The 15,495-nt window shown below is 30.3% G+C and carries 13 protein-coding genes; 11 read left to right on the forward strand and 2 right to left on the reverse strand.

Annotated elements, in window-relative coordinates; translation table 11 throughout:
* The first annotated feature begins 280 nt into the window (after nt 1-280).
* The 8 genes from I4V16_RS09995 to I4V16_RS10030 all read left to right on the forward strand — a co-directional run bounded on the left by I4V16_RS09995 (nt 281) and on the right by I4V16_RS10030 (nt 8,415).
* The gene (locus I4V16_RS09995) at nt 281-943 is read left to right on the forward strand and encodes an MtnX-like HAD-IB family phosphatase (protein ID WP_111937724.1); all 663 of its coding nucleotides are present in this window, start codon (nt 281-283) and stop codon (nt 941-943) included.
* Nucleotides 940-2,001, forward strand: a complete 1,062-nt coding sequence (locus I4V16_RS10000; protein ID WP_049178331.1) for an iron-containing alcohol dehydrogenase family protein — start codon at nt 940-942, stop codon at nt 1,999-2,001. The genes I4V16_RS09995 and I4V16_RS10000 overlap by 4 nt, the downstream gene beginning before the upstream one ends.
* 168 nt (nt 2,002-2,169) lie before the next feature.
* On the forward strand, nt 2,170-2,397 hold the full coding sequence (locus tag I4V16_RS10005) for a FeoA family protein (RefSeq protein ID WP_049178330.1): 228 nt from the start codon (nt 2,170-2,172) through the stop codon (nt 2,395-2,397).
* 8 nt (nt 2,398-2,405) lie between these two features.
* Nucleotides 2,406-4,529, forward strand: a complete 2,124-nt coding sequence (feoB, locus tag I4V16_RS10010) for a ferrous iron transport protein B (RefSeq protein WP_111937723.1) — start codon at nt 2,406-2,408, stop codon at nt 4,527-4,529.
* Nucleotides 4,530-4,719: 190 nt separating this feature from the next.
* A complete protein-coding gene (locus I4V16_RS10015) occupies nt 4,720-5,496 on the forward strand; it encodes an SDR family oxidoreductase (RefSeq protein WP_111937722.1) in 777 nt (258 codons plus the stop codon).
* 13 nt (nt 5,497-5,509) lie between these two features.
* A complete protein-coding gene (locus I4V16_RS10020; protein ID WP_111937721.1) occupies nt 5,510-6,316 on the forward strand; it encodes a Cof-type HAD-IIB family hydrolase in 807 nt (268 codons plus the stop codon).
* A 57-nt stretch (nt 6,317-6,373) separates the two neighbouring features.
* Nucleotides 6,374-6,895, forward strand: coding sequence for a putative ABC transporter permease (locus I4V16_RS10025; protein WP_111937720.1), 522 nt, complete (start codon nt 6,374-6,376; stop codon nt 6,893-6,895).
* Nucleotides 6,896-6,960: 65 nt separating this feature from the next.
* Nucleotides 6,961-8,415 carry a methyl-accepting chemotaxis protein gene (locus I4V16_RS10030; protein ID WP_111937719.1) on the forward strand — a complete coding sequence of 485 codons (1,455 nt, stop codon included), beginning with the start codon at nt 6,961-6,963 and terminating at the stop codon, nt 8,413-8,415.
* Between the two features lie 52 nt (nt 8,416-8,467).
* Here the strand turns inward: I4V16_RS10030 and I4V16_RS10035 are convergent, their stop codons facing one another.
* A complete protein-coding gene (locus I4V16_RS10035) occupies nt 8,468-9,196 on the reverse strand; it encodes a phosphatase (protein WP_111937718.1) in 729 nt (242 codons plus the stop codon).
* Nucleotides 9,197-9,597: 401 nt separating this feature from the next.
* On the opposite strand from I4V16_RS10035, the gene I4V16_RS10040 reads away from it, so the two are divergent.
* From I4V16_RS10040 to I4V16_RS10050, 3 genes are all read left to right on the forward strand, one after another.
* Nucleotides 9,598-10,647: a carbamoyl phosphate synthase small subunit gene (locus I4V16_RS10040; RefSeq protein ID WP_049178324.1), complete on the forward strand. Its 1,050-nt coding sequence runs from the start codon at nt 9,598-9,600 to the stop codon at nt 10,645-10,647.
* A 12-nt stretch (nt 10,648-10,659) separates the two neighbouring features.
* Nucleotides 10,660-13,863 carry a carbamoyl-phosphate synthase large subunit gene (gene carB / locus I4V16_RS10045; protein WP_099329211.1) on the forward strand — a complete coding sequence of 1,068 codons (3,204 nt, stop codon included), beginning with the start codon at nt 10,660-10,662 and terminating at the stop codon, nt 13,861-13,863.
* A gap of 137 nt (nt 13,864-14,000) precedes the next feature.
* Nucleotides 14,001-14,267 (forward strand): hypothetical protein, encoded by a 267-nt coding sequence (locus tag I4V16_RS10050; protein ID WP_242974232.1) that lies wholly within the window; start codon nt 14,001-14,003, stop codon nt 14,265-14,267.
* A 51-nt stretch (nt 14,268-14,318) separates the two neighbouring features.
* Here the strand turns inward: I4V16_RS10050 and I4V16_RS10055 are convergent, their stop codons facing one another.
* Nucleotides 14,319-15,428, reverse strand: a complete 1,110-nt coding sequence (locus tag I4V16_RS10055; protein WP_195966673.1) for an HD-GYP domain-containing protein — start codon at nt 15,426-15,428, stop codon at nt 14,319-14,321.
* Nucleotides 15,429-15,495: the final 67 nt, after the last annotated feature.

The raw sequence follows: 15,495 nt of genomic DNA on the forward strand, positions 1-15,495 counted from the left end.
TTAGATCCCTTAGCATATCTTTTGATTTTGATTAATCTACATATATGGAAATAAATGATATAATTTAGTAAAGAAAAGTTAGTTGGGATAAATTAAATGAAATATATAAATAAAGACATATGTAAAGAGTTAAAAATAGATTAAGAAATAGAAAGATGGTATCAGGAAGACTAAATTTAATTGGATCAGATCTCATTGGACTGAATAAGAAAGATATAGTCTAGTATAAAGAGAGATAACTAAGGAAAACTAAGATAAATAACTTAGGAGGTCATAGATTATGGAACATAAGAAGTTTGCTTTTATATCAGATTTTGATGGAACATTAACAAATAAAGATTTTTATAAAATGATAATAGATGAATACTTAGGTGAAGAAGGTAAAGAGTTATACAAAGCATGGCGTAGGAATGAATACAAAGATAAGGATTTTTTACATAAGATTTATAGTTCAATTAACAGAGATGAAGATGAAATATTAGAGGATATATTAAAGATTGAGTGGGATAAAAATGCAGATAAAGTAATTCAAAAAGTAAAAGAAGCTGGTGGAGATTTTATTATTTTAAGTGCAGGAACTAGTTACTATATAGATAGATTGCTTAAGGAAAAAGGACTGTCAGATATTAAAGTTTATTCTAATCCAGGGGAATATAAAAATAGAGGTATTCATTTAAATATAGATGAAAATAATCCATATTATTCTGAGGTGTATGGAATAGATAAGGGTAAGATTGTGGTTGATTTAAAACATAAATATTCATATGTTTATTATGCAGGTGATAGTGCTCCAGATATTCCACCATGTAAGTTAGCAGATACATGCTTTGCAAAGGGAACACTTCAAGGAATGTTACAAGAGGAAGGTGTAAATTTTATACCTATGAGTGATTATAGGGATATAGAAAAAAGTTTAATTGAAAAGGGGGTAATAGAAGAATGAAGGTAAAAGCACATAGTATTTCTATACCAGCTTTCTTAAAGGTTGGGAGAGGTACTTTAGGATATTTAGGTGAGTTCTTAAGTGAAAATAAGTTTAATAGAGTGTGTATATTTTTTGGTAATGGTCTTATTGAATTGTTTGGACATATAGTGTTTGAGTCCTTAGAAAAAGAAGATATAGAGCTTTTGCATCATGAAGAACTAGATACTACCGATATTGAGGATATTACAAGGTTAGCTTTTTCAATTCCTAATAATACAGATGCAGTTATAGGTATTGGAGGAGGCAAGGTAATTGATGTGGCAAAGTATGTTGGTTTCTTAAGAAAAATACCATTTATAAGTGTACCAACATCATCATCTAGTGATGGGTTTTCAAGTTCTAGTGCATCATTACTTGTAGATGGTAAGAGAACCTCAGTACCGGCAAGGTTAGCTTATGGAATAGTAGTTGATTTAGATGTAATAAAAAGTGCACCTGAAAAGTTCATTTATTCAGGAATAGGTGATTTAATTTCTAAGATAACAGCTTTATATGATTGGATTTATGAAGCTGATAAAGGTGTAGGCGAATTAGATGATTTTGCATTAATGATAGCTAAAAAGGCAGTAAATAGTTTTATTAGAACTCCATTTAAGTCCATACAAGATGACTTGTTTTTAAAAGAGTTAGTAGATTCTCTTGCTATGAGTGGAATAGCCAATGAGATAGCTGGGAATAGTTCTCCAACTAGTGGTAGTGAACATTTGATCTCTCATGCTTTAGATAAGATATTAGATGAGCCACAGCTTCATGGAGTACAGGTTGGAATTGCTACATATATTATGAGTAAAGTTCAAGAACATAGATATAAAAGGGTGAATGAAGTATTAACTACCACAGGATTTTGGAATTATGTAAAAACATTAAAAATTAAAAGAGAAGACTTTGAAAAGGCTATTGACATTGCGCCTAGCATAAAACCTAATAGACATACATTTATTCATGAAGAAGAATATAGAAAAGAGGCAAAAGAACTATTATACAAAGATGAAATTTTAAATTCTATTTTTGAATAATATAGAGGTTGGTAAATTTAAGTACCAACCTCTTTCTTATAATTAATCTTAATATAAAAATTTATGCTGATTAAAGACACAATATACATTAATCTGTCATAGGTTAAAAATAGGGATAAATATATACAAATAAGTCTATATCTAAAATTAAACGAGGGGAGAAAAAATATGAATCTAGTAAATGCAGATTTAGCTTCAACCGTTAAGGTCGTAGGCATAAATGCTGAGGGTGAACTTAGGAGGAGGTTTTTTGATTTGGGGATAATTGAGGGGACTAAAATAGATGTCATGTATAGAGGACCATTTGGTGATCCAACAGCCTATTTAATAAGGGGAGCCCTAATTGCAATAAGGGGAGAAGATGGTGCAAAGATTCAGGTAGTAAGTTATAAGTAGGAGGAGACATGGGCTTAAGTAAAAATTCAACAGGTATTGGAGTTCTATCAGGAGAAAAGGGTAAGGTTAGTGATGATTATAAGTATAAGATAGGGCTGGCTGGTAACCCCAATGTAGGTAAAAGTACAGTTTTTAATGCATTAACAGGTTTAAATCAACACACAGGAAATTGGCCTGGGAAGACTGTGGCAAATGCTGAAGGCATATTCCAAGTGAATGAAGAAAAAATTAAGGTGGTAGATTTACCTGGAACTTATTCATTGTTATCTAATTCTGAGGAAGAAGAGATTGCAAGGGATTATATTTGTTTTGAAAATCCTGATTTAGTTGTAGTAGTAGCAGATGCTACATCCTTAGAAAGAAACTTAAACTTGTTCTATCAGATATCTGAAATAACAGAAAAGGTCATACTTTGTGTTAATTTAATAGATGAGGCTAAAAAGCAAGGAATAACAATTAATGAAAAAAAATTAGCTAAAGAACTTAATACTTGTGTTGTTATTACAGCAGCTAGACAAAATGAAGGAATAGATGAGCTAAAGAAGAAAGTTTTAGAGGAAATAAATAGGAAAAGAGATACTTATGCTCTTGTGAAATATAAAGAAACAATTGAAGAATCTATAAAAGACATACAAGCTGTTCTATCTAATAATGAAAAGTTGTCTAATGATAAGAAAAAGTTAAGGTGGGCTTCTATTAGGTTATTAGAGAATAATGAGGGAATAGTAAGCTCATTAGTTAAAAAATTTAATATTAGTGATGTTTCTATGGATAATGTGAACAAAATAAGAAGAGATGTAAACCTTGAAAAATCTATAGAAGATGAGATAGTAGAAACCTTAGTTAGGAATGCAGAAGAAGTTGCAAGAGATGTAGTAAATGAAAGAGATAAATATAATGAATTCCATAAGAAGGTAGATAAATTATTAGTATCTAAGGTTACCGGAATTCCTATAATGATACTTTTGCTATTGGTAATTCTTTGGATTACCATAACCCTTGCAAATTATCCATCACAATTATTATCAGATATGTTTGGTCATATTGAAGTTTGGTTAAGAGGAGTACTTGCTGGTAGTTTTATACCTGCATGGATTAGTAGTGTTTTGATGGATGGAATATATGTTACTTTGGCTTGGGTAATATCTGTTATGTTACCTCCAATGGCTATATTTTTCCCTATGTTTACTTTACTTGAAGACTTGGGATATTTGCCAAGAATAGCTTTCAACTTAGACAAATGTTTTAAAAGGTGCTGTTCTTGTGGTAAACAAGCTCTAACTATGTGTATGGGGTTGGGGTGTAATGCCGCTGGGGTAATAGGATGTAGAATAATTAATTCACCAAGGGAAAGATTAATAGCTATATTAACTAATGTTTTTATGCCTTGTAATGGAAGGTTTCCTACCTTAATAACAATAGCATCTTTATTTATAGGTGGTTCTGTAATTGGTGGGGTTACAGGTAGTCTTGCATCAGCTTTGGCAGTAACTGCAGTTGTAATAGTAGGTGTATTTATGACACTTATAACATCTAAGATTTTATCAAAGACTCTATTAAAAGGAATACCTTCAAATTTTATTTTAGAATTACCTCCATATAGAAAACCACAAATAGGTAAAGTTCTTGTTAGGTCATTATTAGATAGAACATTATATGTTCTTGGAAGATCAGTGGCAGTAGCAGCACCTGCTGGAATAGTTATATGGGTTTTTGCTAACGTATCTGTAGGAGAGGTAAGTTTATTAACTTATTGTGCAGATTTTCTACAACCATTTGCTAATGCAATAGGATTGGATGGTTATATTTTAATGGCATTTATACTAGGATTGCCTGCTAATGAAATAGTTATGCCTATAATTATAATGAGTTACATGAGAGCAACTACTATGTTAGAGTTTGATAGTATGATTGCATTAAAAGAATTATTAGTTGCTAATGGATGGACATTGCTAACAGCTATTAATATGATGATTATTTGTCTTATGCACTATCCTTGTGGCACAACATTATGGACAATCAAGAAGGAAACAAAAAGTTGGAAGTGGACTATACTATCCTTCTTAATTCCAACTATAGCAGGAATAGTAGTTTGTTTAATAACAACTCAACTTTGGAGATTAATAGTTTAGCAAAAGGAAGCTGTTTCTTTATTTAAGAAGTAGCTTCCTTTTGTAGGTTATGAGGAACTTATATATTTAAAAAAATATATAAACATATAAATATAAAAATATATAAATATGCGTTCTAATATAAAATTTTTTATCAATGTAATTCTTCAATGATATAATTGGATTAATGTTTAAATATGAGGTGATTGTGATGAAAGATAAATTCACATTAATAACTGGCGGAAGTGAAGGGATTGGTTTTGAATTAGCAAAGTTATTTGCTAATGATAATAATAATATTTTATTAGTTGCTAGGAACAATGATAAATTAAATGAAGCAAAAGAATATTTGAAAAAGAATTATGATGTGAATGTTATTACAATTAGTTTAGATTTATCAGTGGATAACTCTTGTGAAAAACTATTTGAATTTGTGGAAGAAAATAATTTGATTGTGGATAACTTAATAAATAATGCTGGAATAGGTTCATTTGGTTTTTTTCATGAAGAAGATAATGGATTTGAAGATAAGATTATAGATTTGAACATAGCTTCCTTAACGAAGATAACAAAATATTTCTTAAGACAAATGATCAAAAGAAAAAGTGGTGGAATATTAAATGTAGCATCAACAGCAGCTTTTGTTGGAGGCCCTAAGATGGCTCTTTATTATGCAACAAAATCTTATGTATTAACTTTAACTGAAGCAATTCATGATGAAGTACAAGAATATGGAGTTAAAGTAAGCTGTTTATGTCCAGGTCCAGTTAAAACATCATTTCAAAGTAAAGCTGGAATAAAGAAATCAGAAAGTGCAAAAAAGTATTTAATGAATGCAGAGGATGTTGCAAAGATTGGTTATGCTAATTATAAAAAAGGAAAAACAATAATTGTACCAGGAATTAAGAATAAAGTTTTGGTTATAGGAAATAAACTTATTCCTAGAGCGTTAAGTAGAAGAGTTGTCTTAAAGAGCAATAAGTATTAGGGGGAAGGAAATAGTGAGTAAAACTTTTGACGGATATGTATTGGTTTCAGATATGGATGGAACTTTAATTGGAAGTGATAAGATAATATCTAGTGATAATAGAGAAGCAATTGATTATTTTATTAATGAAGGCGGATTATTTACAGTAGCAACAGGTAGAATGTTACCATCAGTATTAGAATATAGGGAAAGCTTAAATTTGAACTTACCAATTTTAATTCATAATGGTGGAAAGATATATGATGTTATAAAAGAAGAAATAATAAGTGAAGTGTATATAGAGGGAAATAGGAAAGAGGCAATAAAAAGAATAGCTAATGACTATCCTAGTTTAGGAATAGAAATATTTTCTGATGAAGTTGTATATGTATATCAAAGTTGTAGATTTACAGAAAGATATAATAGACACAATTATGAGATTGTTTATGATGTAGATGATAGTTTGTGGAACAAAAATTGGGTAAAGGTTCTTATTATAGGGGAAGAGGAAGAACTAAATAGAATAGAAGAGGTATACTGCAGTAAATATGATTCTGGATCAGCTTATAGAAGCGGGAAAAATTATTTTGATATAGTTGCAAATGGAGTATCTAAAGGACAAGCATTAGAAAGTTTAATTAATAAATATAAGTTAGATAAAAATAAAGTTATTGCAGTTGGGGACAATATGAATGATTTAGAAATGCTTAAAGTGGCTAAATATGGGTTTGTCGTAGAAAATGGAGAAGACAGAGTAAAGGAAGAAGTTGACTTAATAGCAGCCTCCTGTGATGAAAGCGCAATTAAGTTTGTAATAAATTATATAAAGAATAAAATATAAGTAATTTTTTAAGCCAATTCTGTTAATACTAATCAATAAAAGGTGAGGAGTGTTATTATGAGTTGGCTTAGTTATATTCTTTTTATATTTATTTTGTACTCATTTTTAGGATGGGTATTAGAAGAAATATATTGTTTTATAGTTACAGGGCGATTTAAAGAGGATGGCTTTTTGAATGGACCATTTAAACCAATGTATGGTTTTGCTATGGCAATAATAATATATATAAGTGAATTCACAATGATTAGTAATACCTTGTTGTGGACTTTATTTTTTATAGTTCCTACAACAGTAGAGTACATTAGTGGATACCTTATGAAGAAAGTATTGAATAAGATGTATTGGGATTACAGTGATCATAAGTTTAATATAGATGGATTTGTATGTTTAAGATTCTCTTTATATTGGATCTTTTTAACTGCTTTTGTAGTATATATATTACAGCCATTAGTTAGTATAATGTTTTATAATTACTTTGATTTTATATCAAATATAAGTCCTTTATTTATTGGGTACATATTAATAGATTTTGTTATGACCACAAGTAGTCTAAATATTAATTATAAAGCTAAGGATTAGAGATTAAGAAATATTATTTCCACACGATAAGTAATGTAAAAGTTATTTGAGTTGAGGGGATAAATATGATAGTTAATAAAAATAAATTGGTTGAAGAGATAATAAACAATATATCTTTTTTAGAGGAGCCAAGAGAAGGTATAAAAATAAATAATGATAATTTAAAAAGAATAAAAAATATTTATTTAAGAATTGGTACTGGTAAAGAAGTATTTGAACAAATTGCAAAAATTGTTTTAAACTCTGTAATGCAAATGAGTAGCTTGGATTTATTACTTACTGATAAGGTAAGGGAGATCGAAAAGGTAAGTAGCAGTATAGATAATTTAACAGGTAAGTTATCTGAGGCAAGTAGAGTTGTAATTGATTCATCAGAAGAAGTATCTGCATCACATGCATCTATGACAGATTCAATTAATAAAATGTCCGTTAATTCAGATAAGTTGCTAGAGGATATTAATAAAAGTGACAAAGAATTATGCGAAATACAAGACTCATCAAAGAGAGCTATGGAAAGCTCAGTTAATATGAAGGAAGATATGAAAAAATTAATGGATGTATTATCAAACATAAAAAATGTAATAACATCTATTTATGATATATCTGAACAGACAAATTTATTAGCACTAAATGCATCAATAGAAGCTGCTAGAGCTGGTGAAGGTGGAAGAGGCTTCTCTGTAGTGGCAGAAGAAATAAGAAAGTTGGCAGATGAAACAAAACTGTTAACATCCAATATGGGTGGGTTTGTTAAGGCTATTGGAGATGCATCTACTAAGAGTGATAAAAGTATTGATAATACAGTGGAAGATCTTAAAAAGATAAATGATAGTATTGATAATATGGTTAATGCAGGAAAAAGGAATAGGGAGACTATACATAATATGAGTGAAGAAATTAGTGTAATTGCAGCTAATAGTGAAGAAATTAGCTCTGCTTTTGAAGAAGTTAATGAAACAATCAGATTATGTGGAGATCACGTAGAGAAAATAAAAGGGAGCTCAGAAGTTTTAAGTACTAGTAGAAGTGATTTAAGAAATATTATAAATCCACTTTCTAATATGGAGGAGGAGCTACATAATGCAGCAACCTTAATAGGGAAAGTTGTACAAGATCCTTATTATAGAGTAAATAATACATTATTTATAGAAACAGTTGAAAATGCTATTGTAGCCCATAAGAATTGGTTGCTTACTTTAAAAGAAATTATAGATAATAAAAAAGTAGTTCCATTACAAGTTAATGAGCATAAGTGTGCATTTGGACACTTCTATTACTCTATATCTCCTATAAACAAAGAAGTATTAAATATTTGGGAAAGCGTTGAGGATAAACATAAAAAGTTTCATAGTTGTGGAAAAAGTGTTATAAAAGCAATTAATAATAATGATTTAAAATTAGCAAATAGTATATATAGTGATGCACAGAAGTTGTCGTTAGAATTAATAAAAGATTTTACTGTAATAATAGATAAAGTTAATAAGCTAGATAAAAAGAATATAAGTGTTTTTTCTAGTTAAATAAAAGGAAGTAATATTTCACTCAGATTTGTGTGAAATATTACTTTTCTATTTATAAATCAGTTAATCTACCCTTATTTTTAAGATGAGCTATTAATTTGTTAGGATCATTCATTATCAGTTCTTCTGGGAAGTTAATGGATTCTAACATTTCTATAGCTTTATCAAATTGACCAATACTAAATGAGATATGAGCATCAGATGTAACAATTATTTTTGCATTATGCTTTTTGCAGAGTTCAGCAATTTGCTTACAGTTTGATTCGCTTCCTTTTCTTGAGTTTCCTAATAAAGATGAAGTGTTAATTTCTATCATTATATTTTTTTCTTTAACCTTTTTAACTATAGATTCATAATCAAGCTTATATGCTGGATTGCCCAAGTGGCCTAAAATTTCTACCTTTTTATTATTATCAATAGCATTAAATATAGCTTTTGTATTGTTTTCTAATGTATCAGGAGTAAATACAGGCTCATGAAAAGATGCAATCATATAGTCAAGGTATTGAGATTCACGTTCTGAAATATCTAAGTTACCGTCTATATCTAAGATATTAGCTTCACATCCTTTAAATAATATAACCCCATCAATTTCTCTAGGTACAACTCTAAGGTTTCCAAAATACCATTGATGAGGTGCACCAGGCATAGTTGGACCATGTTCTGAAGTACCTAATATTTTAATTCCATTTTCAGAACAAAACTTTATGTTTTCCATTAAAGTTGTATAAGCATGCCCACTAACAATTGTATGAGTATGCAAATCCGATAGTAGTTTCATTAAAACTCCTCCTTTGTAATAAATAAAATATATAATTAGTATAGTTTAAATAGATTAATTAATCCAATCCAATCTATAATACCTAAATTTATTAAAAATGCTATTAAATAAACTTGACAGTAAATAATGTATAAACTAGAATAATATAAAAGAATAAAAATGAATAAGAAAAGATACACTTTAAATTGGTCCAGAGAGGCCAGAAAGGAGTCTGAAACTATGTTTAATGCTTTAGAAAATATTTGCATAGCTTTGTCTTTAAAGACATTTAAAAATTATAAATATAATAGGATAATGAGGAGACCAGAGTTTCTGTAAGTCTCTTTATTATCCTTTTCTTTTTATATTAAATGTCGATAAAGTGTTATCTTAACTTCAACATGAAAGAGGGAGGGCTAAGCATGAAAGCAAAGCTTATTTTAGAAAATGGTATGGTATTTGAAGGTAAAGCCTTTGGTCACCTAAAAGATAGTGTTGGTGAAGTAGTATTTACAACTGGTATGACTGGATACCAAGAGGTTTTAACTGACCCTTCATACTATGGACAAATTGTAACAATGACATATCCTCTAATAGGAAACTATGGAATAAACCTTGAAGACATGGAATCTGATAGCCCAAAGGTTAGAGGGTTCATAGTAAGAGAAAAATGTAATTTACCAAATAACTTTAGATGTGAGTTAGAATTAGAAGATTTCTTAAAGCAAAATAAGATAGTTGGTCTTGAAGGTATAGATACAAGAGCTCTTACGAAGGTTTTAAGAAACAACGGTACAATGAGAGGAATCATTGCAATTGATGAATTAGATAAAAGCGATATAGATGAAAAAATTAAGTCTTTCTCAAATAAAGAAGCTGTAAAGACTGTAACAACAAAGAAGTCTTACACAGTTGAAGGCAAAGGAAAGCATGTAGCTGTAATTGATTTTGGGATAAAGCAGAATATATTAAGATGCTTTAAGAAGAGAGGATGCAAGTTAACAGTATTCCCAGCTGATACAAAGGCTGAAGATATTTTAGCTATAAATCCAGATTTAGTATTCTTATCAAATGGACCTGGGGATCCAGAAGATTTACCAGAAGTAATTGAGAATATAAAGAAGATAGTTGGAAAGAAGCCAATAGTAGGAATCTGCTTAGGTCACCAGTTATTAGGGTTAACATTAGGTGGACAAACAGCTAAGCTTAAGTTTGGGCATAGAGGATGCAATCACCCAGTTAAAGATTTAGAAACAAATAAGGTTACTATAACCTCACAAAACCATGGATATGTGGTTCAAACTTTACCAGAAGATGTTGAAGCAACTCATATCAACATAAACGATGGAACTATAGAAGGAATGAAGCATAAGAAGTTACCTATATTCTCAGTACAATTCCATCCAGAAGCTTCGGCAGGACCACAAGACAGTGAATATATATTCGATAAATTCATGGAATACGCACTATAGGAGGTTAGTATTATGCCATTAAATAAAGATATTAAAAAAGTATTAGTTATAGGATCAGGACCAATAGTTATAGGACAAGCAGCAGAGTTTGATTATTCAGGAACTCAAGCTTGCCAAGCTTTAAAAGAAGAGGGAATTGAAGTTGTATTAGTTAATTCTAATCCAGCTACAATTATGACTGATAGAGAAGTTGCAGATAAGGTTTATTTAGAGCCATTAACTGTAGAATTTGTAGAAAAGGTTATTGAAAAGGAAAGACCAGATAGTTTACTTGCTGGTATGGGTGGTCAAACAGGACTTAACCTTGCAGTTGATTTACATGATGCAGGAATATTAGAAAAATATAATGTAAAAGTAATAGGTACTTCTATTGAATCTATCAAAGAAGGTGAAGATAGAGAATTATTCAGAGATATGATGAATAGGATACAAGAACCTGTTATTCAATCTGAAATAATTACTGAATTAGAAGCAGGAATTGAATATGCTGGTAAGATTGGATACCCAGTAATAGTTAGACCAGCCTATACGCTAGGGGGAACTGGTGGGGGAATAGCTAATAATGAAGAAGAGTTAAGAGTTATTCTTGAATCAGGATTACAATTAAGTACAATAGGACAAGTTTTACTTGAAAAGTCAGTTAAGGGATGGAAAGAAGTAGAGTATGAAGTAATGAGAGACTCTTACGGAAACTGCATAACTGTATGTAACATGGAAAACATTGACCCAGTTGGTATCCATACAGGTGATAGTATAGTTGTAGCTCCTTCTCAAACATTGTCAGATAAAGAATATCAAATGTTAAGAACGGCATCTATAAACATTATAAATGCTGTAGGAATAGAAGGTGGATGTAACGTACAGTTCGCTTTAAATCCTAACTCGTTTGAATATGCTGTAATAGAGATTAACCCTAGAGTTTCAAGATCTTCAGCTTTAGCATCAAAGGCTACTGGATATCCAATAGCAAAACTTGCTGCTAAGATAGCTTTAGGATATGGATTAGATGAAATAAAGAATGCAGTTACTCAAAAAACTTATGCATGCTTTGAACCAACATTAGACTATGTAGTATGTAAGATTCCAAAGTGGCCTTTTGATAAGTTCTACGGTGCAGATAGAGAACTTGGAACTAAGATGATGGCTACAGGGGAAGTAATGGCTATAGGTGCAAACTTAGAACAAGCATTACTTAAGGGAATAAGAAGTTTAGAGATAGGAAAATACTCATTAGACCACAAGAAGTTTAGAGAGTTCAGTATGCAAGAGCTTAAGGAAAGAGTGATGTCTCCAGATGATGAAAGACTATTTGCATTAGCTGAAATGCTTAGAAGAGACTATAGGGTAGATAAAATCTGTAAGATTACAGGAATAGATAGATTCTTCGTAGAGAAGTTCAAGTGGATAGTTGAAGAGGAGCAAAGATTAAAGTTAAGTAAGATTGATGACTTAGACAAAGAATGGTTATTAAACTTAAAGAAAAAAGGATTCTCAGATAAAGCTATAGCAGACATGTTAAAGGTTTCTCCTGAAGACATTAATAGATTAAGAGATATCTGGAATATAAAACCTGCATATAAGATGGTTGATACATGTGGTGGAGAATTCGAAGCATTATCACCTTATTACTACTCAACTTATGAACAGTATGATGAAGTAGAAGTATCAGATAAGAAAAAGGTAATGGTTATAGGTTCAGGTCCAATAAGAATAGGACAAGGTATTGAATTTGACTATGCTTCAGTACACTGTGTATTAGCACTTAAGAAGCTAGGAATAGAGACTATAATAGTTAATAACAACCCAGAAACAGTAAGTACAGACTTTAATATTTCTGATAAGTTATACTTTGAACCATTAACAGAAGAAGATGTATTAAGCATAGTTGAAAAAGAAAATCCAGATGGAGTTATACTTCAATTTGGTGGACAAACAGCTATTAAGCTTGCAAACTTCTTAAAGGAAAAGAATATACCAACATTAGGAACTACAGCAGATCAAATAGACATGGCTGAAGATAGAGAAAAGTTTGATGCTTTACTAGAAGATTTGGGAATTTCAAGACCAAAGGGGAAAGGAATCTGGTCAGTTGAAGAAGGGCTAAAAGAAGCTGAAAGATTAGGATTCCCTGTACTTGTTAGACCTTCATATGTAATTGGTGGTCAAGGGATGGAAATAACTCATGATGAAGAAGAATTAACATTCTACTTAATGCATGCTTTTGAAAAAGATTCAAAGAATCCAATACTAATAGATAAGTATCTAATGGGTAGAGAAATAGAAGTAGATGCGATTTCCGATGGAGAAGATGTTCTTATACCAGGTATAATGGAACACTTAGAAAGAGCAGGGGTTCATTCAGGGGATAGTGTAACTATGTATCCAACACAAAATGTTAGTGAAGATATTAAGAGTGCGATACTAGATTATACTAAGAAGTTGGCTTTAGCAATAGGAATAAAAGGAATGATAAACATTCAGTTTATCGAATTTGAAGGGCAATTATATGTAATAGAAGTTAATCCAAGAGCTTCAAGAACTGTACCTTATATCAGTAAAGTAAGTGGAGTTCCAATAGTAGATATAGCAACTAAGGTTATGCTAGGAAGTAAGTTAAAGGACTTAGGATATGGAGTAGATGTATATAAAGAACCAGAATTAATATCAGTTAAGGTTCCTGTATTCTCAACTCAAAAGCTACCAAATGTTGAAGTATCATTAGGACCTGAGATGAAATCTACAGGAGAGGTTTTAGGAGTTGGTAAAACAGTTAATGAAGCTTTATATAAAGGATTTGTAGCAGCTGGAATGTTCCCTAAGAAGGGTGAAATATTAGCTACTATAAATAAACATGATAAGGCTGAATTCTTACCAATGGCAGTTAGATTGTCTAAATTAGGATATAAGTTTGTAGCTACAGAGGGAACTTGTAACTTACTTAAGGACGCAGGTATAGATGCTAAAAAGGTAAGAAGAATATGTGAAGATTCACCTAATATACTAGATGTTATAAAAAATAAGGAAGTAGAACTAGTTGTAAATACTCCAACTAAAGTTAATGATTCAAAGAGAGATGGCTTTGTAATGAGAAGGGCAGCTGTAGAGAGAAATATAGGTGTTATTACAGCTCTAGATACTCTAAGAGCTATAGTAGATGTTAAGGAAGAGCATTTTGAAGATAATAAAGCATTAGAAGTTTACAACTTAGGAAATTAATATAATGAAAAAGAAGACTATATTACTATATGGTCTTCTTTTCTTATATTGGAATAAAAGTATAAATATTTGTTGACATACGAACAAAAGTTCGATAAAATTAAATCAACAAACAAATGTTCGTATGGAGGGCTATTATGAAGAATAATGATATATTTGTAAAATTAAATGTTAAAAGCATCGGAGAGGTTAGAAGTTTAATAATAGACAAAGATAACTTAAAAGAAAATGACGGAAATAAATACATAATGTGCGCGGGTAAATATGATAGAAATGGATGGACAATAGTCTTTAAGGCTAGAAATTATAAAGAAGCGGAATACATAATTGAGAATACACCTTTAAAGGCAAAGAAAAGTTGCAATATTGAATTATTTGCAAAGCCTCACCCAATATATTGTTAAATATAAACGCAATAAAAGCTATTTATATTAGACATGCTAAGGATAAATAGCTTAAATGTTATATTCTACATTATTAATTACTACTGATAATTCATTTATAAGATTAAGAAGCTTTCCTTCATTTTTTGAGTCTGAGCTTTTTACAATCTTAACAACAGGTCTTAGAGGATAGTTTAGTTGAGTTTCTTGCACAACAGCAATATCCCCAGTGCTTAATTTTACTATAGTTCCAAAAGGGAATGGAACTATTATTTTTGAAAATACCTGAACCATATTAAAATCAAATAACTTATTAACATTTGCCATTATATATTCTAAAGCATCACTTGCACATAATGCACGTCTATAGCACCTATCAGAGGTAAGTGCATCATATACATCTGCAATTGATAAAATTTTAGCTAATTTATTTATCTCATCACCTTTTAAAGCATTTGGATAACCTAATCCATCAATCCTTTCATGGTGTTGAAGAGCAATTACTTTAATACAAGACTTTATGGATGGACTTTTATTAATATAGTCATAACCTAATCTAGGATGCTCTTTAATTTTCAAAAATTCTTCATATGTTAATGGGCCTTCTTTAGTTATTAAATCTTTAGGAATAAACACTTTTCCTATATCATGTAACAATGCTCCTGTGCATAAATCTATAAGTTCAGACTTTGGCAGTTGTAAGCCTATCCCAAGCACTAAAGATATAACTGCAACATTTACGCAGTGTTGATATGTATACATATCCATGCTTTTTATATCTACTAAGCTAACTAATAAGTTTTTATTTTCCAATATATTGTTTAATAACTCTTCAGCAATATCGTTAATAGATTTAAAATAGTCTTCTTGTTTCTTTAGAATATTATTTTTTTCTTTCGAATTAATTATATTTAAACTAGATAGTTTTTCGATATTGTTAAAACTATCCTTTATTATTGAAGCTGCTTTGTTTCTAAGTTCTGGCTTAATTATATCTTCAATTTCACCTTGACTATAGCCATCTTCTATGTAAATTGAAAATATATTTACTTGTTTAATCTTTTTAATTAAACCTTCAGTGAGAAGAACTCCACTTTTTAAGAGAGTTCTACCAGAATTATCATATATAGTTTTACCTAAATAGGATCCTGTACGGACAGACTCTATTGGAACCAGTCGCATCAAAACACCTCTCTTAACATATAAAATCAATAAAATTATATCATATTTTGTAATAAAGTGCTATTAA

This window comes from Clostridium sp. 1001283B150210_160208_E6, assembly GCF_015669365.1.
Taxonomy (GTDB): Bacteria; Bacillota; Clostridia; order Clostridiales; family Clostridiaceae; genus Clostridium; species Clostridium paraputrificum.

Bases quoted from the DNA above. Each gene is read 5' to 3' on its own strand.
- I4V16_RS09995 (WP_111937724.1), top strand. From the start codon at position 281: ATGGAACATAAGAAGTTTGCTTTTATATCAGATTTTGATGGAACATTA.
- I4V16_RS10040 (WP_049178324.1), top strand. From the start codon at position 9,598: ATGAAAGCAAAGCTTATTTTAGAAAATGGTATGGTATTTGAAGGTAAA.
- I4V16_RS10050 (WP_242974232.1), top strand. From the start codon at position 14,001: ATGAAGAATAATGATATATTTGTAAAATTAAATGTTAAAAGCATCGGA.
- I4V16_RS10015 (WP_111937722.1), top strand. From the start codon at position 4,720: ATGAAAGATAAATTCACATTAATAACTGGCGGAAGTGAAGGGATTGGT.
- carB (WP_099329211.1), top strand. From the start codon at position 10,660: ATGCCATTAAATAAAGATATTAAAAAAGTATTAGTTATAGGATCAGGA.
- I4V16_RS10000 (WP_049178331.1), top strand. From the start codon at position 940: ATGAAGGTAAAAGCACATAGTATTTCTATACCAGCTTTCTTAAAGGTT.
- I4V16_RS10030 (WP_111937719.1), top strand. From the start codon at position 6,961: ATGATAGTTAATAAAAATAAATTGGTTGAAGAGATAATAAACAATATA.
- feoB (WP_111937723.1), top strand. From the start codon at position 2,406: ATGGGCTTAAGTAAAAATTCAACAGGTATTGGAGTTCTATCAGGAGAA.
- I4V16_RS10025 (WP_111937720.1), top strand. From the start codon at position 6,374: ATGAGTTGGCTTAGTTATATTCTTTTTATATTTATTTTGTACTCATTT.
- I4V16_RS10005 (WP_049178330.1), top strand. From the start codon at position 2,170: ATGAATCTAGTAAATGCAGATTTAGCTTCAACCGTTAAGGTCGTAGGC.
- I4V16_RS10035 (WP_111937718.1), bottom strand. From the start codon at position 9,196: ATGAAACTACTATCGGATTTGCATACTCATACAATTGTTAGTGGGCAT.
- I4V16_RS10055 (WP_195966673.1), bottom strand. From the start codon at position 15,428: ATGCGACTGGTTCCAATAGAGTCTGTCCGTACAGGATCCTATTTAGGT.